This window comes from Streptomyces nanshensis (genome assembly GCF_001751255.1).
Lineage (GTDB): Bacteria > Actinomycetota > Actinomycetes > Streptomycetales > Streptomycetaceae > Streptomyces > Streptomyces nanshensis_A.
On the sequence record NZ_LJGW01000081.1, the window covers coordinates 25581 to 44349 of the forward strand.

Sequence of the window (18769 nt, forward strand, 5' to 3'; positions counted from 1 at the left end):
CTCGTAGTCACGATGACCGAGGATCTGTCCCCCGCGGAGCGGTATGCACTGGCGCGGCTGCGCGCCGCCGAGCAGGCCACCGCTCTCGCCCCGTTCCGTGACCTGTACGACTTCGACCTGGACGAGTTCCAGATCGAGGCGTGCCGAGCCCTCGAAGCCGGGAAGGGAGTGCTGGTCGCGGCGCCGACCGGCTCCGGCAAGACGATCGTCGGCGAGTTCGCCGTCCATCTCGCCCTCACGCAGGGCCGCAAGTGCTTCTACACCACGCCGATCAAGGCGCTGTCCAACCAGAAGTTCAACGACCTGGCCAAGCGCCACGGCGCGGACAAGGTGGGGCTGCTGACCGGGGACAACAGCGTCAATCCCGACGCCCCGGTCATCGTCATGACCACCGAGGTCCTGCGCAACATGCTCTACGCGGGCTCGCAGGCGCTGAGCGGACTCGGCTACGTCGTCATGGACGAGGTGCACTACCTCTCGGACCGCTTCCGCGGCGCCGTGTGGGAGGAAGTGATCATCCACCTTCCGCCGTCCGTCACCCTCGTCTCCCTCTCGGCGACCGTCTCCAACGCCGAGGAGTTCGGCGACTGGCTGGACACCGTGCGCGGCGACACCGAGGTGATCGTCTCTGAGCACCGGCCGGTGCCGCTGTGGCAGCACGTCCTGGGCGGGCGCCGCATGTACGACCTGTTCGAGGAGAAGGGCGACAAGCGCGAGGTCAACCCCGACCTGGTGCGCATGGCCCGCATGGAGAACAGCCGCGTGGGCGGTCCGCGCGACCGGCGCCGCGGCAGTCCGCGCCGGGAGGCCGACCGGGAGCGCGAGCGGCGCCGCCGGGCCCGGGTGTGGACGCCGAGCCGTCCCGAGGTCATCGACAAGCTGGACGCCGAGGGCCTGCTGCCGGCCATCACCTTCATCTTCAGCCGCGCGGGCTGCGAGGCCGCCGTACAGCAGTGCCTCTACGCCGGGCTGCGGCTCAACGACAGCGCGGCACGGGCACGGGTGCGCGAGATCGTCGAGGAGCGCACGGCCGACATCCCCGACACCGACCTCCATGTGCTGGGGTATTTCGAGTGGCTGGAGGGCCTGGAGCGGGGCATCGCCGCGCACCACGCGGGCATGCTGCCCACCTTCAAGGAGGTCGTCGAGGAGCTGTTCGTGCGCGGCCTGGTCAAGGCCGTCTTCGCGACGGAGACCCTCGCGCTCGGTATCAACATGCCCGCCCGCTCCGTGGTGTTGGAGAAGCTGGTCAAGTGGAACGGCGAGCAGCACGCCGACATCACCCCCGGCGAGTTCACACAGCTCACGGGACGGGCCGGGCGCCGCGGCATCGACGTCGAGGGCCACGCGGTGGTGCTGTGGCAGCGCGGCATGGACCCGGGGGCCCTCGCGGGCCTGGCCGGTACGCGGACGTATCCGCTGCGCTCCTCCTTCAAGCCCTCGTACAACATGGCGGTCAACCTCGTCGGGCAGTTCGGGCGGCACACCTCGCGCGAGCTGCTGGAGACCTCCTTCGCGCAGTTCCAGGCGGACCGCTCCGTCGTCGGGATCTCCCGCCAGGTCCAGCGCAACGAGGAGGGCCTGGAAGGCTATCGGGAGTCGATGACCTGCCACCTCGGGGACTTCGAGGAGTACTCGCGGCTGCGGCGCCGGCTGAAGGACCGTGAGACGGAGTTGGCCAAGCAGGGCGCGGTGCAGCGCAGGGCGCAGGCTTCCGCGGCGCTGGAGAAGCTGAAGCCGGGAGACGTGATCCATGTGCCGACGGGCAAGTTCGCGGGCCTCGCCCTCGTGCTGGACCCGGGGACGGGCGGCGGGCGCGGTCCCGCGCACCACCGGGGCTGGCACCAGCAGGAGGGCCCGCGTCCGCTCGTCCTCACGGCGCAGCGGCAGGTCAAGCGGCTGGGATCGATCGACTTCCCGGTGCCCGTCGAGCCGTTGGAGCGCATGCGCATCCCCAAGTCGTTCAACGCCCGCAGCCCGGAGTCGCGCCGCGATCTCGCCTCGGCGCTGCGGACGAAGGCGGGGCACCACGCTCCGCCGCGGCACCGCAAGCAGCGCGCTGCCGCCGCCGACGACGAGGAGATCGCACGGCTGCGCACCGAGATCCGCCGCCACCCCTGCCATGGCTGCGACCAGCGGGAGGACCACGCGCGCTGGGCGGAGCGCTACCACCGGCTCAAGCGGGACACGCGTCAGTTGGAGCGCAAGATCGAGGGGCGTACGAACACCATCGCGCGCACCTTCGACCAGGTCTCCGCCCTCCTCACGGAGCTGGGCTATCTCCGCGGCGACGAGGTCACCGAGGATGGGCGGCGGCTCGCCCGGCTCTACGGCGAGCTGGATCTACTGGCGAGCGAATGTCTGCGCGACGGAGTGTGGGAGGGCCTGCCCCCGTCCGAACTGGCCGCGTGCGTCTCGGCGTTGGTGTACGAGTCGCGTGCCGCGGACGACGCCCTGCCGCCCAAGCTGCCCGGCGGCAAGGCGCGCGGCGCCCTGGAGGAGATGGTGCGCATCTGGGGCCGGCTGGACGCCCTGGAGGAGGACCACCGGATCAACCAGACCGAGGGCGTCGGACAGCGCGAGCCGGACCTGGGCTTCGCATGGCCCGCGTACCGGTGGGCCGAGGGCCACGGCCTGGACTCGGTGCTGCGCGAGGCCGACATGCCCGCGGGCGACTTCGTGCGCTGGTGCAAGCAGTGCATCGACGTGCTGGGACAGATCGCGGTGGCCGCGCCGGAGGGCGGCGACGTCGCGAAGAACGCCCGCAGGGCGCTGGAGTCGATGCGGCGCGGCGTCGTCGCGTACACGAGCGTGGGCTGAGGGGACGCCCGGCCGGACGGACCGCGCCGGTTCTGAACGGAAGGGCGGGGGCCGCCGACTGCCGCGCGGCGTACGGGAGTCGGCGCGGTGACGGCCGTCGGGGCACGGTTGGCGCCGTGCGCCGCATGGGCATGTACACCGCGCCCGCTGTTCTCGTGCCCGGGAGGTCGCTGTGCGCACCATGTCCGGAACCACCGCCAGACCCGGCCCCGTCTCCCCGTCCGCGCGCGGCGCCCGCACCCGGCGCTGGGCCACCGTCACGGCGGCGCTCGCCGCGGCGCTCACGCTCTCCTCGGCGGCCCCCGCGCCGTCGTCCGGCCAGGCCGGGGCCCGTACGGCGGCCGACGGTCTGCGCGTCACCCAGCTCCAGTCGATGGCGACGCACAACAGCTACCACCGCGAAGCCCCCTTCGAGGAGCAGCAGTTGATGGCGCGGCACGACCCGGGCTTCCGTACGCTGCTCTACAGCCACGCCTCGCTCCCCGTACAGCTCACCCGTCAGCAGGCGCGCGGCATCGAACTGGACGTCTTCCCGGACCCGGAGGGCGGTCTGTACGCCGACCCCCTGATCCGCAAGGACGCCGGGCTGCCTCCGCAGAAGGACCCGGAGCTGCGCAGGCCCGGCTTCAAGGTGCTGCACTGGGCCGACTTCGACTACCGCAGCAACTGCGTCTCGCTGCGGCGCTGTCTGACGCAGCTCAAGGACTGGTCGCAGCGGCGTCCCGGGCATGCGCCCGTGCCCGTACTCCTCGAACTCAAGGAGACCGACCCGGAGATGGAGGCCCGCGGCGGTGCGAAGAGCCCGCCGTGGGACACGCGGATGCTCGACGCGCTGGACGCGGAGATCCGCGGCGTCTTCCCCGACTCCGCGACCGTCACCGCCGACGACATACGCCGCCCCGGCGAGACCCTGGAGGAGTCCGTACGCAAGCACGGGTGGCCCCGGCTGTCGGCCGCACGCGGCAAGACCGTCTTTCTGATGGACAACGACGACGACACGATCCAGAACGCCTACCGTGCGGGCGGCCGGGAGAGCCTTCAGGGCCGGGTGCTGTTCACCGACTCCGAACCGGGGCGTGCGGACGCGGCGTTCATGAAGGTCAACGATCCGACGGGGCCGAACAAGGCCGTCATCCACGATCTGGTGAAGAAGGGCTACTTCGTACGGACCCGCTCCGACGAACCGCTCGACCAGGCCGCCGGCGGCGACACGGGCATGCTGCGCGACGCGCTGGACTCGGGCGCGCAGATGATCTCCACCGACTTCCCCGCCCCGGGCCTCGCCGCGCGCTACGGCTCGGACTACGTGGCCGAACTCCCGCACGGCAGCGGGCCGGTGCGGTGCAATCCGGTCACCGCGCCGCCTCCGGAGTGCCGGGGTGTGCGGATCGAGCGCTGACCCCGCGGGCGCGCACCGTCGATCGCACGGCGCCCTGACCTCGCGGCCGCCCTACGCCCAACGCGTCCCGGCCGCCCCGTAATTCGCTGGTGGCGCCCCGCGGGCCCCCGTACGGTGTCCCGGTCGACGTCCCCGGTCCGCGGCGCATGCCGCCGCGACCGCCGGGGCGCGGGACGGGACGTGCCGGACACCGTACGGGGGAGTGGGACATGGCAGCGCTGCGGGGCGGATGGGCGGACGAGGGATTCGGCGCCGTCGCCGACGCGTTCGAGCGGAACTTCGCCGAGGAAGACGAACTGGGCGCGGCCGTCGCGGTGTTCGCCGGCGGCCGCCAGGTGGTGGACCTGTGGGGCGGCGTCGCGGACGACCGCAACGGCAGGCCCTGGGAGCGGGAGACGACCGTGCCGGTCTTCTCGTGCGCCAAGGGCCTGGTGAGTCTGTGCGTCCAACTCCTCGCCCAGGAAGGGCGATTGGACCTTGACGCCCCGGTGAGCCGCTACTGGCCGGAGTTCGCGCAGTACGGCAAGGACGCCGTCACCTGCCGCCAGGTGCTCGCCCACCGTGCCGGGATCCCCGCGCTGGACCGGGTGCTCACCGTCGGGGAGATCGCCGCCTGGACGCCGGTGATCCGCGCGATCGAGGAGCAGCAGCCGCTGTGGGAGCCGGGAGCGGCGTACGAATACCACGGCCACGTCTTCGGCTTCCTGCTCGGCGAGGTCGTACGGCGCCTCACGGGGCTCACCCCGGGCGCGTACTTCCGCCGTACGGTCGGCGAACCGCTGGGCCTGCGGGCCTGGCTCGCCCTGCCCGACGGCGAACTCGGCAGCCTGGCCCGGCTTTCCGAGGCGGGGGAGCGGCCCGCGCTGCCGGGCCCCGAATCGCTGATCATGCGCACGGTGACGATGAACGGCGCGCTCGCCTTTCCCGGGCTGGACGAGCCGTACGGCTGGAACGACCCGGCGCTGCTGGGCATGGAGCTGCCCGGTGCGGGCGGTGCGGCCTCGGCGAGCGGGCTCGCCGGTGTGTACGCGGCGGCCGTGACGGGTGTGGACGGCGGAGGGCGGCTGCTCACGCCGGAGACGGTGGCGGACGCGGTGCGCGAGACGTCCTCGGGCCCCTCGTGGTCGGGCCTCGACTTCGGCCACCGCTGGGGCTCCGGCTTCCTGCTCGACTCGCCGGCCCGGCGGCTGCTCGGCGCCCGCAGCTTCGCGAACGACGGCGCGGGCGGCCAATTCGCCTTCGGGGACGACGAGTTCGGCGTGGGGTTCGCCTATCTCGCCAACCGCATGATCGGCCACGGCGACGCCCGCGCCGAGCGGCTGACCAAGGCCGTACGCAAGTCCGTCGGCGCACCCGCGGCCTGAACGGAACGGGCCCCGGCACCCGGGAGGGCGCCGAGGCGGAAGACGCCAGGTCCGGCGTCCAGGGGGAGCGGGGTCAGGAGCGGGCGCCGGCCCCGGACTCCTGCTCGGCCTCCACCGCGGCGTTCCACTCCTTCTTCGACGCCTGCCAGCCGTCCTCGTCGTGGCCGAGGCGCCAGTAGCCCGAGATGGACAACTGCTCGCGCGTCAGGCCGCGTTCGAGACGCAGATGGCGGCGCAGCTCCTTCACGAAGCCGGCCTCGCCGTGCACGAACGCCTGCGGCGTACCCGGCGGGAACTCCAGCGCCCGCACCGCCTCCACCAGTTTCTCGCCGACGCGCGCCGCACCGCGGTGCAGCCACCGGACGCCCGCGGTGTCCGGCAGGCTCAGCTTCTGCTCCTCCTGCGGACCCTCGACCTCGATCAGGGCCCGTACACGGGCGTTCGCGGGCATCGCCTCCAGCGCCGCGGCGATCGCGGGCAGGGCGCTCTCGTCACCGGCCAGCAGATGCCAGTCGGCGTCGGCGGAGGGGGCGTAGGCGCCGCCGGGGCCGAGGAGCCGGATCTCGTCGCCCGGCTGTGCTTCGCGTGCCCAGGGTCCGGCCAGGCCCTCGTCGCCGTGGACGACGAAGTCGAGGGCCAACTCCCGTGCGGAGGGCGCCCAGTCGCGCACCGTGTACGTACGGGTCACGGGCCACTGGTCACGCGGGAAGTCGGCGCGGATGCGGGCGATGTCGAAGGGCTCGCCGTACTCCACGCCCGGGACCGGGAAGAGCAGCTTCACATAGTGGTCGGTGTACTCGCCGGCCTCGAACCCCGCCAGACCGGGGCCGCCGAGCACGACGCGCACCATATGGGGCGTGAGCTGCTCGGTGCGGACCACGGTGGCGTGGTGGACCTGAATCTTGCTGCGGGCCGTGCGGTCTGCCACGGGGAACTCCAGGAGGTGCGCGTCGAGCGGGGAGAACAGAGGGGCCGGAGTGGTTAGGCTTGCCTAAGTTCTCCAAACGTACCACTTGGCCGGTCGAACGGCCCTGTTCAGAGCCGCCGTCCGGGAACGCCCGCCGCCGCTGTCGTCACTGCCCGCCGCCGCCCGCCTCGGCGGTGCGCCGCCGCCGGTCAGCGCTCCTGTTCCGCCAGCACGTTGAGCAGTCGCTCCAGGGAGCCGCCCAGGCCCCAGCGTTCCGCCAGCGCGTCCAGGGCCTCCGGGTGCCGCGGACGGGAGGGCAGCGCGGCGTCGAACGCGGGAAGCTCGACATCGCTCGCGACCCGTACCACCTCGGGCGCGACGGCGAGATAGTCGCGGGCCTCGGCCAGCCGCGCCCGCTGCGCCGGGGTGACCGCGGACGCCGGGTCCTCGGCGGCGGCCAGGATCCCCGCCAGGTCTCCGTAGCGCTCCAGCAGCTTCGCCGCCGTCTTCTCGCCGATGCCCCGCACGCCCGGCAGCCCGTCGCTCGGGTCGCCGCGCAGCAGCGCCAGATCGGCGTAACTCCCGCCGTCCACGCCGTACTTGGCGCGCAGTGCGGCGCCGTCGTAGACGTCGAGATTCCCCACGCCCTTGACCGGATAGAGCACCCGCACGCCCCGCTCGTCGTCGACGAGCTGGAAGAGGTCGCGGTCGCCCGTGACGATGTCGACCGGGGTACGCGCGCGGGCCGTGAGGGTGCCGATGACGTCGTCCGCCTCGTATCCCGCGGCGCCGACCCGGGCGATGCCGATCGCGTCCAGCACCTCGTCGATCACGGGGACCTGCGGGCTGAGGGTGTCGGGGATCTCCTCGGCGTCCGGGCCCGCGGCCACCTCCTCGGCGACGCGGTGCGCCTTGTAGGACGGGATCAGCTCGACCCGCCACTGCGGCCGCCAGTCGAAGTCCATGCAGGCCACCAGCGACTGCGGGCCGCGGTTGGCCACCAGGCGCGCGACGAAGTCCAGCAGCCCGCGCACCGCGTTGACCGGGGTGCCGTCGGGGGCCCGGACCGAATCGGGGACGCCGAAGTAGGCACGGAAGTAGAGGGACGAGGTGTCCAGCAGCATCAGGCGTCGCGCCGTGGTCGTAGTCACGGCCCCGATGATGCCGCATGGGACCGACAGCGGACCGGCCGGCGGCGGGCCGTACGCGCTCCGCCCGCGGTCCGCCCGCACAGCGCCGTACGGATCTCGCCGAGCCCGGCCCGGACCCCGAGGCCGCCGCGCCGCCGACACCCCTGTGCGTGGCGCGATTTGGCCTGCCACGCGCGGCGGCACCGGCCTACGCTCTTCTCCGTACGAGGGACGCGCCCTTGGGGCCATCGGCGCCGCTGCCGGCGGAGGACCACCGCCGGGCGGCCCGCCGTACGGGGCAGCGGACCCTCGCACGCACGGGGGGCGTACGGTGCCGGTATGGCGCAGATCCGTACCGGCACCGTGCGACGCGTCGTCTCCCTCGTCCCCTCGCTCACCGAGGCGCTGGCCGCGACCGCTCCCGAGCTGCTGACGGGCGTCACCGACTGGTGCAGCCACCCGCCGGACCTCACGGCCGCCCGCGTACGCGGCACCAAGAACCCGGACGTCGAGCGGATCGTCGCCCTCGCCCCCGACCTCGTCGTGGCCAACGAGGAGGAGAACCGGGAGGCGGACATCGCCGCCCTGCGCGGCCACGGGCTGGACGTGCTGGTGACCGAAGTACGCACGCTGCCGCAGGCGTTCACCGAGCTGGACCGGATGCTCACACGCGGCTGCGGGCTCGCGCGGCCCGCCTGGCTCGGGGAGGCGGAGGACGCCTGGCGCGAGGTGCGCGCGGAGTTCGACGTACGGGCCGTCGTCCCGATCTGGCGCCGGCCCTGGATGGTGCTCGGACGCGACACCTTCGCGGGCGCGGTGCTGGCGCACCTCGGGGTGCACAACGTCTACGCGGAGCACGCCGAGCGCTATCCGCGCGTGCCCGTGGAGGAGTTGAACGAGCCGGGCCGTGCCGATCTGGTCGTCCTGCCCGACGAGCCCTACAGCTTCTCCGCCGGCGACGGGCCCGAAGCCTTTCCCGGGCTGCCCGCCGCACTCGTCAGCGGACGGCATCTGACCTGGTACGGGCCCTCGCTCACGCAGGCTCCGGGCGCGCTGGCGGGGGCGCTGCGCGCGGCCCTCGGCTGACGGGAAGGCTCCGCTCCGGCCTGCCCGTTCGACTTGCCGTTCAGCCCGCCGCCGGTGACGGCGACGCCGCCGTGCGGGCCTCCGGCCCCGGCCCCGAGTGCGTCCCCGCGCGGGCCGCGTCGACGAGCGCGCGCATCACGCGTACGTCCCGGCCCTCCTCGGGGTGCCACTGCACGGCCAGCGCGAACGGATGCTCCCCGGGCGGCAGTTCGAGCGCCTCGACCGTGCCGTCCTCGGCGTGTGCACCCGGCACGAGCCCGGCGGCGACCCGGGCGACCGCCTGGTGGTGGTACGTCGGCACGGTCACGGGTTCGGGCAGGATCGCCGCGAGCCGGGTGCCCGCCACGGGCCGTACCGCGTGCTCGGCGAAGACGCCCGGCTCGCCGCGGTGGCCCTCCAGATGCTGGACGAGGGTGCCGCCCAGCAGGACGTTGAGGATCTGCATGCCGCGGCAGATGCCCAGCACCGGGACGCGCTGCTCCAACGCGGCCCGTGCCAGGGCCAGTTCCCAGGCGTCCCGTGCCGGGTCGGGCGGGCCGCACTCCGGCTCGGGCCCGGCTCCGTACCGCGCCGGTTCGACGTCCGGGCCGCCGGAGAGCACCAGCCCGTCCAGGCGCGAGACGATCTCGCGCGCCCGCTCGTCCGCGTCCGGCGGCAGCAGCAGCGCCGTGCCACCCGCCCGCTGGACGAGGCGGTGGTAGCCGGCGGGGAGGACGGCGGCCTGGTGCTGCCAGACGCCCCAGCGGACGTCGGTCTCCATGTAGGTGCTGACGCCGATCAGCGGGCTGTGCACGGCGGTTGCCTCCGGCGGTGAGGGTGCGGACGGTACGGCACGTTCCAGCGTACGGGCCGTGGCGAAGCCGTACGGACGAGGGCGAATCCGAGGGAACCCTGCGCAACCGCGCCGTACCTGTACGGAATCGGTGGAACCGGTGCGGGGGTCCGCGGCCGCCCCCGGGACGCTCCGGCTACGAGCGGGCGTGCGGCGCGGGCGCCGTGTCGTCGCCGTCCCGGTCGCGCTCCAGCTCGGCCTCGGCGGCGGCGAGCGCCGCGAACTCCTCCTCGGGCGCCGCCGCGACCAGCCGGTGCCTGCTGTAGAAGGCGAAGTAGGCGACGGCGACGGCGTAGAGGAGGAAGGCGATGCCGGCGGCGGCCGGGTCGACGAGGAACGTCGCGACGACCGCCGCGCACGCCAGCACGAAGGCCACCGAGGAGGTCAGCAGTCCGCCCGGCGTGCGGTACGGACGGGGCAGCTCCGGCTCGCGGCGGCGCAGCACGATGTGCGAGAGCGACATCAGTACGTAGCTGACGGCCGCGCCGAAGACGGCGATGTTGAGCATCCGCGCACCGTCGCCCGTGTACGCCGCGAGCGAGAAGCCGATCACGCCGGGCACCAGCAGCCCGAGGTACGGGGCCTTGCGGCGGCTGGTGAGGGAGAGGAAGCGGGGCAGATATCCGGCGCGGGAGAGCGCGAAGAGCTGCCGCGACCCGGCGTAGATCAGCGAGAAGAACGACGCCACCAGGCCCGCGAGTCCCGCGTAGTTGACGATGCGGCTCAGCGTCGTCGGCTCGCCGCCGGTCGCCGCCTGGAGCGCCGCGACGAGCGGGTTGTCGGCGTCCTTGATGGCGTCCGAACCGGCCGAACCCGCCGCGGGCAGCAGCGTGAGGAGCGCCAGCAGCACCAGGATGCCGATCGACCACGCCAGCGCCTTCGGCATCGCCCGCACCGGGTCGCGGGCCTCCTCGGCGGCCAGCGGCACGCCCTCGACGCCGAGGAAGAACCACATGCCGAAGGGGAACGCCGCCCAGATGCCCAACAGGCCCAGCGGCAGCCATGAGTTGGAGCCGAACGCGCTGCCGTCGACGGCGACGTCGTTGAGCGCGCCGTTGCCGAAGTGCGTGAACGCGCCGACGCAGAAGACCAGCAGGGCGGCGACCGCGATGCCGGTGACGACGAAGCTGAAGCGCAGCGCCTCCCCGACGCCCCACAGATGGATGCCGATGAAGAGCGCGAAGCACACCAGATAGACGGGCCAGCCCGCCGTGATGCCGAAGAGGCCGAGCGATTCGACGTACCCGCCGATGAAGACGGAGATCGCGGCGGGGGCCAGGATGTACTCGATGAGGATGGCGGTGCCGGTCAGGAAGCCGCCCCAGGTGCCCAGGGCCCGGCGGGCGAAGCCGTAACCGCCGCCGGCGGTGGGCAGGATCGAGGACAGCTCCGCGAGGGAGAAGACCAGACAGGTGTACATCGTGCCCATCAGCACGGTGGCTATCGCGAGACCGCCGAAACCGCCCTCCGCGAGGCCGAAGTTCCAGCCCGCGTAGTCGCCCGAGACGACGTAGGCGACACCGAGCCCGGTCAGCAGCAGCCACCCGGCGCTGCCGCGCCGCAGCGAGCGTGCCTGCAGGTAGGCCTCGGCGCTCTCGGGGCCGCCGCCGCCCGAACCGGGCGACGAGTGCGAGGACTTGGTTCCATCGGCCATGACCGCTCCTACCCTCGGCATTGGTGTGGAGACATACCTTTGCCATGACGTGGGGTGCGGCGCAACCCCCTGCGCGTTACGCCGTCATCACGTGTACGTATCCCGGCTTCCGGCGGGGAGGCGCCGCCGTGTCCGTCCTGCGGAGGTCCGGAAGCGCGGAAGCCGGGGCGCGGCCGGGTCGCGGGCGGACCGGTCCCGCACGGGGTTCAGGTGAGGAAGCCGCGCAGCAGGGCGGCCGTACCGGCGCAGTGCTCGCGGCTGACCCTCCGGGCCCGCTCGGGGTCGCCCGCCAGGACGGCGTCGACCAGCTCCGCGTGCTGCTGCTGCGCGTGCTCCAGGTTCCGTACGAGCAGCGGTATGCGGCCCAGCAGATCGTTGACCTTTGCCCGTACGGCGGCGTACTGCGCGGTGAGCGACGGGGAGCCCGCCAGCTCGACCAGCGTGAGGTGGAAGAGGGTGTCGCTGCGCCGGTAGTCGTCCAGGGCCGCGTCGCGGGTGGCGTCCAGGGCCTCGCGCAGCCGGGCGGCCTCGGCGCTCTCCAGGCCGCGCGCGGCGCAGAGTTCGGCCGCGCCCGCCTCCAGCACCTCGCGGAAGCGGAGGGTGTCCCGTACGTCCACGTCCCCGGGGGGCGCGGCGGCGCCCGGAGGCTGCTCGTGAAGTCCCTGCGCGCCGGGGGCGAGCGGCTGGGGATGGGACACGAACGTGCCCCCGTAGCGGCCGCGCCGGCTGGTCACCAGGCCCTGTTCGGCGAGGACCTTGAGCACTTCGCGGAGCGTGACGCGGCTGATGCCGAGCCGCTCGGCCAACTCCCGTTCGGCGGGCAGGCGTTCGCCGTCGGGGACGAGCCCCAGCCGGACGATCTGGAGTATCTGCTCCAGGGCCTCCTCGAAGCCGTTGCCGGCGCGCACCGGCCGGAGCACCGCCGCGAGGCGGTCCTCGCCCGGGCCGCCGCGGCCGGGGGCGTCCGCCGCTCTGCCGTGACCGGTGCTCAATGGCCCTCCCTCATCGGAACCCCTTCCGAACCAAAGGTCTCGCGGACTACCTTATGACTTCCCGTGGACCGACAGGAGGCCAGACGTGGCAGACCGAACACCCCCGCTCTCGGTCGACGAGCTGCGAGTGCTCGTCGACCGGGAGGAGATCGACACCGTCGCCCTGGCCTTCACCGATATGCAAGGGCGGCTCCAGGGCAAGCGGTTCGCGGCCCGGCACTTCCTGGACGAGGTCCTGGAGCACGGCACCGAGGGCTGCAACTACCTTCTCGCGGTGGACGTCGAGCTGAACACCGTCGACGGCTACGCCATGTCCTCCTGGGAGCACGGCTACGGCGACTTCGCCATGCACGGCGACACCGGCACGCTGCGCCGCGTGCCGTGGAACCCGGGCACCGCCATGATCACCGCCGACCTCGCCTGGCACGACGGCTCACCCGTCGTCGCCTCGCCCCGGCAGATCCTGCGCCGCCAGCTCGACCGCCTCGCGGAGCACGGCTGGAGCGCGTACGCGGGCACCGAGCTGGAGTTCATGGTCTTCCAGGACTCCTACGAGCAGGCGTGGGACAGCGGCTACCGGGGACTGTCCCCGGCGAACCAGTACAACGTCGACTACTCGATGCTCGGCACCAGCCGCGTCGAGCCGCTGCTGCGCCGCATCCGCAACGAGATGGGCGCCGCCGGGATGCGCGTGGAGTCCGCGAAGGGCGAGTGCAACCTCGGGCAGCACGAGATCGCCTTCCGCTACGACGAGGCGCTCACCACCTGCGACCAGCACGTCGTCTACAAGACGGGCGCCAAGGAGATCGCCGCGCAGTCCGGCCAGGCGCTGACCTTCATGGCCAAGTACGACGAGCGGGAGGGCAATTCCTGTCACATCCATCTCTCGCTGCGCGACGAGGACGGTGCCCCCGTGCTCGCCGACGACGACGGCCCGTACGGCATGTCCCGCACGATGCGGCACTTCCTGGCCGGACAGCTCGCCGCCATGCGGGAGTTCACGCTGCTCTACGCGCCCAACATCAACTCCTACAAGCGTTTCCAGCCCGGCTCCTTCGCGCCGACCGCCGTCGCCTGGGGACCCGACAACCGCACCTGCGCGCTGCGCATCGTCGGGCACGGAAAGGGGCACCGGCTGGAGAACCGCGTGCCGGGCGGCGACGTCAACCCGTACCTCGCCACGGCCGGGATGATCGCCGCCGGGCTGTACGGCGTGGAGCACAAGCTGGAGCTGGAGGAGGCGTGCACCGGCAACGCCTATACGGGCGAGGCCCCGCACGTACCGTCCACGCTGCGCGAGGCGGCCGAGTTGTGGGAGGAGAGCGCCGTGGCGCGCGAGGCGTTCGGCGAGGAGGTCGTCGCGCACTACCTCAACATGGCGCACATCGAGCAGCAGGCGTACGACAGCGCCGTGACCGACTGGGAACGCTTCCGCTCCTTCGAACGCATGTGAGGAACGCACCGTGCAGGACGAGCACCACACGCACGAACTCCCGGTCGTCGACCCGTCGACCGAGGAACTGATCACGACCGTGACCGCCGCGGGAACGGCGGACGTCGACGCCGCGGTACGCCGGGCCGCCGGCGCCCAGACCGCGTGGGCGGCCCTCGCACCGGGTGAACGGGCCCGGCTGCTGCGGCGCTTCGCCTCCGCCGTCGACGAACACCTGGAGGAACTGGCCGGGTTGGAGGTGCGCGAGGCCGGACACCCCGTCGGCAATGCCCGCTTCGAGGCCGGCAACGTACGCGACCTCCTCGACTACGCCGCCGGTGGAGTCGAGCGGCTCTCCGGCCGGCAGATCCCCGTCGCCGGCGGCCTCGACGTCACCTTCGCCGAGCCGCTCGGGGTCGTCGCCGTCATCGCGCCGTGGAACTTCCCCATGCCGGTGGCCGCCTGGGGCACGGCGCCCGCGCTCGCCGCCGGGAACGCCGTCGTGCTCAAGCCGGCCGAGACGACGCCGCTGACGGCGCTGCGCCTGGCCGAACTCGCCCTCCAGGCGGGGCTTCCCGAGGGCCTCTTCCAGGTGCTGCCCGGCGAGGGCCCGGTGGCGGGCACCGCGCTCGTCGAGCATCCGCGCGTGGCCAAGGTCGTCTTCACCGGCTCGACCGCCGTCGGCAAGGACATCATGGCCAGGTGCGCGGCGGGCGTGAAGCGCGTGACGCTCGAACTCGGCGGCAAGAGCCCGAACATCGTCTTCGCCGACGCCGACCTGGAGCGGGCCGCCGCGGCCGCCCCCGGCTCGTTCCTCGACAACACCGGCCAGGACTGCTGCGCCCGCAGCCGCATCCTCGTACAGCGCGAGGTCTACGACCGCTTCCTGGAGCTGCTGGAGCCCGCGGTCAAGGACTTCACGGCGGGCGACCCGTCCGACCCGGCGACGTCCATGGGCCCGCTCATCTCGCACCGCCAGCGCGAGCGCGTACGCGGATACGTGCCGGAGGACGAGCCCGCCCTGATCCGCGGCGACGTCCCCGACGGCAAGGGCTTCTGGTATCCGGCCACGGTCCTGGAGGGACGTCCGGGCGACCGGCGCAGCGCGGAGGAGATCTTCGGCCCGGTGGCCGTGGCGATCCCCTTCGAGGACGAGGCGGAGGCCGTACGGATCGCCAACGACTCCGACTACGGCCTCTCCGGCTCGATCTGGACCCGCGACGTGGGCCGCGCGCTGCGCGTCTCCCGCGCCGTGGCGGCGGGCAATCTGTCCGTCAACTCCCACAGCGCCGTGCGCTACACCACCCCCTTCGGCGGCTTCAAGCAGTCGGGTCTCGGCCGTGAACTCGGCCCGGACGCCCTGGCCGCCTTCACCGAGACCAAGAACGTCTTCATCAGTACGGAGGAGCAGCCGTGACCGAACCGCTCACCGACCCCGGGGCCGCCGCCTCCGACTGCCGCCGTCTGACGGGCCGTACGGCCGTCGTCACCGGCGCGGGCAGCGGCATCGGCCTGGCCTCGGCACTGCGTCTGGCCTCGGAGGGCGCCCGGGTGGTCTGCGCCGACGTCGACGGCGAGCGCGGCAAGGCCGCCGCCGAGGAGACCGGCGGCGTCTACGTCGAGACGGACGTCACCGACGCCGCGCAGGTCGAGGCGCTCTTCCGTACGGCGTACGAGACGTACGGCTCGGTCGACATCGCCTTCAACAACGCGGGCATCTCACCGCCCGACGACGACTCGATCCTCAGCACCGGCATGGACGCCTGGCAGCGCGTCCAGCAGGTCAACCTCACCTCCGTCTATCTGTGCTGCAAACACGTCATCCCGTACATGCAGCGGCAGGGGCGCGGTTCGATCATCAACACCGCCTCGTTCGTCGCGGTGCTGGGCGCGGCGACCTCGCAGATCAGCTACACCGCGTCCAAGGGCGGGGTGCTGGCGATGTCGCGCGAGCTGGGCGTGCAGTTCGCGCGGGAGGGCATCCGCGTCAACGCGCTGTGCCCCGGTCCCGTCAACACCCCGCTGCTGAAGGAGCTGTTCGCCAAGGACCCGGAGCGTGCGCAGCGCCGTCTGGTGCACGTGCCGCCGGGGCGTTTCGCGGAGCCGGAGGAGATCGCCGCCGCCGTGGCGTTTCTGGCCAGTGACGACGCGTCGTTCGTCAACGCGGCGGACTTCATGGTGGACGGAGGGATCTCGGGGGCGTATGTGACGCCGGTGTAGGGGCAGTTGGCGGGGTCCGCACCGGGCTTCCTCGGGGCGCTGCCCCGGGGCGGTCCCATGACGGGCCCCGCGACGGACGTCATCCGGACGTCACCGGGCCGGGCGGCGACCGTGTGCTTCGTACACGTGGTCCCTTACAGTGCGACGAGTGAGCATGACGACGCCGCCCGGCTGGTATCCCGAGCCCGACCCGGCGCACCGGGCCAACTCGCCCTCCGCGGAACGCTGGTGGGACGGCACCTCGTGGACGGGCCAGACCCGGACCAAGGCGGCCGTACGCGGTCCGCTCGTCGCCGGGATCGTCGGTGCGGCCGTGCTCGCGGCCGCCCTTCTCGTCAGCGCCGTCCTCACCTTCGGCAGCGGACCGCAGACGGGCACGCTCCCGGACGACGAGGCGGGCGGCGGCGCACCGAGCAGCGAACCGCCGCTGCCGGAGGAGGACCCGGACGCTCCGGGCGGCTCCGGCGGCTCGGGCTCGGGCGGTTCCGGCGGCGGTTCCGGGCAGGACGTTCCCGCCACCGGCGTCCGGCTGCCCGTCCTGGACGGCTGGCAGCGCGAGGCGTTCGGGGCGATGGTGACCACCGGCGAGTACAGGTGCCCGGGCGGGACGTCGCAGAGCTGTCTGCGGGGTTCGGCCATGATCGTCGTGGCGCCGGCGGGCACCGTCAGTGCGGAGGACACGGCGAAGAACGACATCGGCCGGTTCGCCAGGACCGCCTACAGCAAGGGCACGTACGGCGGCATCACCTCGCACCGCGCGGTCGTCTCCGAACGGACCACCGTGGCCGGGCAGGAGGCCTACCGGGTGCGCTGGAAGATCGTCAACCGCACCAAGCCGGACGCGTACGTCGAGTCCGTCGCCTTCCGGCACCCCGACGGGTCGGGCGAGATGCTGCTGCTGCGCAGCGGCTTCGACATCGCCGAATCGGCGCCGCCCGTCAGCGACATGGACAAGCTGGCCGACGGCGTCAAGAAGGAGAGCGACGGCGGGGGCAGCGGGGACGGCGGAAGCGACGGCGGTGACGGAAGCGACGGCGGCAGCGGAGACGGCGACGGGGGCAGCCCCGGCAAGAGCGTCTGAGCCCGGCGGCCGAGTTCGGCGGCCCAACCGGGCGGCACCGCCCCTCACTTCACAGGAAGGTGCGGCCCTCGCCCCGGTACGTCGGATAGGACGCGGTCACCGCGTCCCCCTCGATCGCGTGCAGCGTGTCGAACCGCTCGCACAGCTCCCCGGCCTTGGCGTGCCGGAACCACACCCGGTCGCCCACCAGCAGATCGTCCGCGGCCTGCCCCAGCAGCGGAGTCTGCACCTCGCCGGCCCACTCCTGGCCGTCGTAGCGCAGCCCCTCGGGCAGATACGGCTGCGGCAGCCGGTCCCGGCCGGGCGCACCGGAGGCCGGATAGCCGCCCCCCAGCACCGTCACGACGCCGACGCCCGGCCTGCGTACGACCGGCATCGCGAAGAGGGCCGCCGGGCGCCCGGTGAAGGAGGTGTAGTGGTCGAAGAGACGCGGCACGAACAGCCCCGATCCCGCGGCGACTTCGGTGACCGCCTCCTCGGCGGCCGTGTGCTGGACGCTGCCGGTGCCGCCCCCGTTGACGAACTCCAGCTCCGGCGCGACCCGCCGCACGGCCTGAACCGCCGCCGCCCTGCGCGCCGCGAGCTCCCGCCGCGCGGCGGCCTGCATCAGCCGTACCCCGCGCGTACGCGCCCAGTTGCCCGGTGCGTCGTCGCCCACGCCCGCGATGTGCCCCTCGTACGCCATCAGTCCGGCCAGCCGGAAGCCCGGCCGCCGCGTCACCGAACGGGCCAGCTCCGCGAGGGCGGTGGGGGAGTGCAGCGGTGAACGGCGTGCCCCGATGCGGACGCGGCCGCCCAACAGCCGCAGGGAGGTGTCGAGTTCGAGGCAGACGCGGATCTCCTCCGTGCCGCCGTCCCGCGCGGCGTCGATGAGGTCGAGCTGCGCGGGGTCGTCCACCGTCACCGTGACGCTGCCCGCGAGCTTCGGATCGGCGGCCAGCTCCGCGAAGCCCGAGCGGTCCGCCGACGGGTACGCCAGCAGGACGTCGTCGATGCCCGAACGCGCCAGCCACAGCGACTCGGCGAGCGTGAAGCTCATGACGCCCGCGAAGCCGTCCCGCGCGAGCACCCGCTCCAACAGGGCCCGGCAGCGCACCGACTTGCTCGCGACCCGTACCGGCTTGCCGCGCGCGCGGCGCACCAGGTCCTCCGCGTTCGCGTCGAACGCCGCCAAGTCCACGACGGCCAGGGGCGCGTCGAGGTGCGCGGTGGCGCGGTCGTAGCGTGCGCGGTCTGCCGAACGCCCCGCGGAGGACCGGGGAACGGGGCCGGGAGCAGTGCCGGAAGCAGTGTCGGACATCCGGGCAGCTTCCCACGGCGAAGCCGTGCAGGACAGCCCCGTCATCTGCCCGACCGGGTTGCCGGGACCACCAGTTCGCACCGTAGAGTGACGCCGCACGCTGTCGTGAGTCTGGACCAGCGGCGTGCTGTCCGATACGACCGGCATGCCCCGAGGGGGACCGTGTGGGGTGGCACTGCGCGCGGGAGGGGTGCAGATGAGCACTGACGCCGACCGCACACACTCCGCGGACCCTTCGCCGGATCCCTATCCGAGACGTCCGACGGTCCCGCCCCGTCCCGCCTTTCCTCCGCGTCCCTCCGTGCCGCCGCGCGGGGACGCGTCCGCGGAGCATCCCCAGAAAGACGAGCCCACCGCACACATGCCGTACGACACGGAATCGGACGCATCCGGGCTTCCCCGGCCGGAGCCGACGTCCGCCCGGTCCGGCGGGTCCCGCCCGCCCCGTCCCACTCCGGCACCCCAGCCTCCGCCGCCCACCGGAGCGCCGCTGGCCTCCGGTCCGCGCAGACGCGAGGAGAACGGCGCCGCCGCCGCGCCGCCGCGTCCCCG

Annotated in this window: 14 protein-coding genes; 8 read left to right on the top strand and 6 right to left on the bottom strand. The window is 73.2% G+C overall.

The genetic code is table 11. From position 1 onward, the window contains the following. The first annotated feature begins 12 nt into the window (after positions 1-12). The 3 genes from AN218_RS03935 to AN218_RS03945 all read left to right on the top strand — a co-directional run bounded on the left by AN218_RS03935 (position 13) and on the right by AN218_RS03945 (position 5583). Positions 13-2820 (top strand): DEAD/DEAH box helicase, encoded by a 2808-nt coding sequence (locus AN218_RS03935; protein WP_070015212.1) that lies wholly within the window; start codon positions 13-15, stop codon positions 2818-2820. Between the two features lie 181 nt (positions 2821-3001). Then, entirely contained in the window at positions 3002-4219 is a 1218-nt protein-coding gene (locus AN218_RS03940) for a phosphatidylinositol-specific phospholipase C1-like protein (RefSeq protein ID WP_070015225.1), read from the top strand. Positions 4220-4428: 209 nt separating this feature from the next. Continuing rightward, a complete protein-coding gene (locus AN218_RS03945) occupies positions 4429-5583 on the top strand; it encodes a serine hydrolase domain-containing protein (protein WP_070015213.1) in 1155 nt (384 codons plus the stop codon). A gap of 73 nt (positions 5584-5656) precedes the next feature. On the opposite strand, the gene AN218_RS03950 is transcribed toward AN218_RS03945, so the two are convergent. Both AN218_RS03950 and AN218_RS03955 read right to left on the bottom strand, forming a co-directional pair. Further along, positions 5657-6511: a siderophore-interacting protein gene (locus tag AN218_RS03950; protein ID WP_070015214.1), complete on the bottom strand. Its 855-nt coding sequence runs from the start codon at positions 6509-6511 to the stop codon at positions 5657-5659. A 188-nt stretch (positions 6512-6699) separates the two neighbouring features. After that, positions 6700-7614, bottom strand: a complete 915-nt coding sequence (locus AN218_RS03955) for a 5'-3' exonuclease (RefSeq protein WP_070015215.1) — start codon at positions 7612-7614, stop codon at positions 6700-6702. A gap of 345 nt (positions 7615-7959) precedes the next feature. Between AN218_RS03955 and AN218_RS03960 the strand changes: the two genes are divergently transcribed. After that, complete coding sequence (locus AN218_RS03960) at positions 7960-8706, top strand: helical backbone metal receptor (RefSeq protein WP_070015216.1); 747 nt, start codon at positions 7960-7962, stop codon at positions 8704-8706. A gap of 40 nt (positions 8707-8746) precedes the next feature. On the opposite strand, the gene AN218_RS03965 is transcribed toward AN218_RS03960, so the two are convergent. The 3 genes from AN218_RS03965 to AN218_RS03975 form a co-directional block, all read right to left on the bottom strand. Further along, complete coding sequence (locus AN218_RS03965) at positions 8747-9499, bottom strand: gamma-glutamyl-gamma-aminobutyrate hydrolase family protein (RefSeq protein WP_171908593.1); 753 nt, start codon at positions 9497-9499, stop codon at positions 8747-8749. Positions 9500-9674: 175 nt separating this feature from the next. Further along, the gene (gene eat / locus AN218_RS03970) at positions 9675-11192 is read right to left on the bottom strand and encodes an ethanolamine permease (protein WP_070015217.1); all 1518 of its coding nucleotides are present in this window, start codon (positions 11190-11192) and stop codon (positions 9675-9677) included. 206 nt (positions 11193-11398) lie between these two features. Further along, the gene (locus AN218_RS03975; protein ID WP_070015218.1) at positions 11399-12184 is read right to left on the bottom strand and encodes a FadR/GntR family transcriptional regulator; all 786 of its coding nucleotides are present in this window, start codon (positions 12182-12184) and stop codon (positions 11399-11401) included. Between the two features lie 85 nt (positions 12185-12269). On the opposite strand from AN218_RS03975, the gene AN218_RS03980 reads away from it, so the two are divergent. The 4 genes from AN218_RS03980 to AN218_RS03995 all read left to right on the top strand — a co-directional run bounded on the left by AN218_RS03980 (position 12270) and on the right by AN218_RS03995 (position 16917). Beyond that, positions 12270-13637 (top strand): glutamine synthetase family protein, encoded by a 1368-nt coding sequence (locus tag AN218_RS03980; RefSeq protein WP_070015219.1) that lies wholly within the window; start codon positions 12270-12272, stop codon positions 13635-13637. Between the two features lie 10 nt (positions 13638-13647). Beyond that, entirely contained in the window at positions 13648-15033 is a 1386-nt protein-coding gene (locus AN218_RS03985) for an aldehyde dehydrogenase family protein (protein ID WP_070015220.1), read from the top strand. Next, a complete protein-coding gene (locus AN218_RS03990; protein WP_070015221.1) occupies positions 15030-15836 on the top strand; it encodes a 3-oxoacyl-ACP reductase in 807 nt (268 codons plus the stop codon). Before AN218_RS03985 ends, AN218_RS03990 begins: the two co-directional genes overlap by 4 nt. 154 nt (positions 15837-15990) lie before the next feature. Further along, on the top strand, positions 15991-16917 hold the full coding sequence (locus tag AN218_RS03995; protein WP_079131796.1) for a DUF2510 domain-containing protein: 927 nt from the start codon (positions 15991-15993) through the stop codon (positions 16915-16917). A gap of 49 nt (positions 16918-16966) precedes the next feature. On the opposite strand, the gene AN218_RS04000 is transcribed toward AN218_RS03995, so the two are convergent. Beyond that, on the bottom strand, positions 16967-18217 hold the full coding sequence (locus AN218_RS04000; protein WP_070015222.1) for an amino acid deaminase/aldolase: 1251 nt from the start codon (positions 18215-18217) through the stop codon (positions 16967-16969). Positions 18218-18769: the final 552 nt, after the last annotated feature.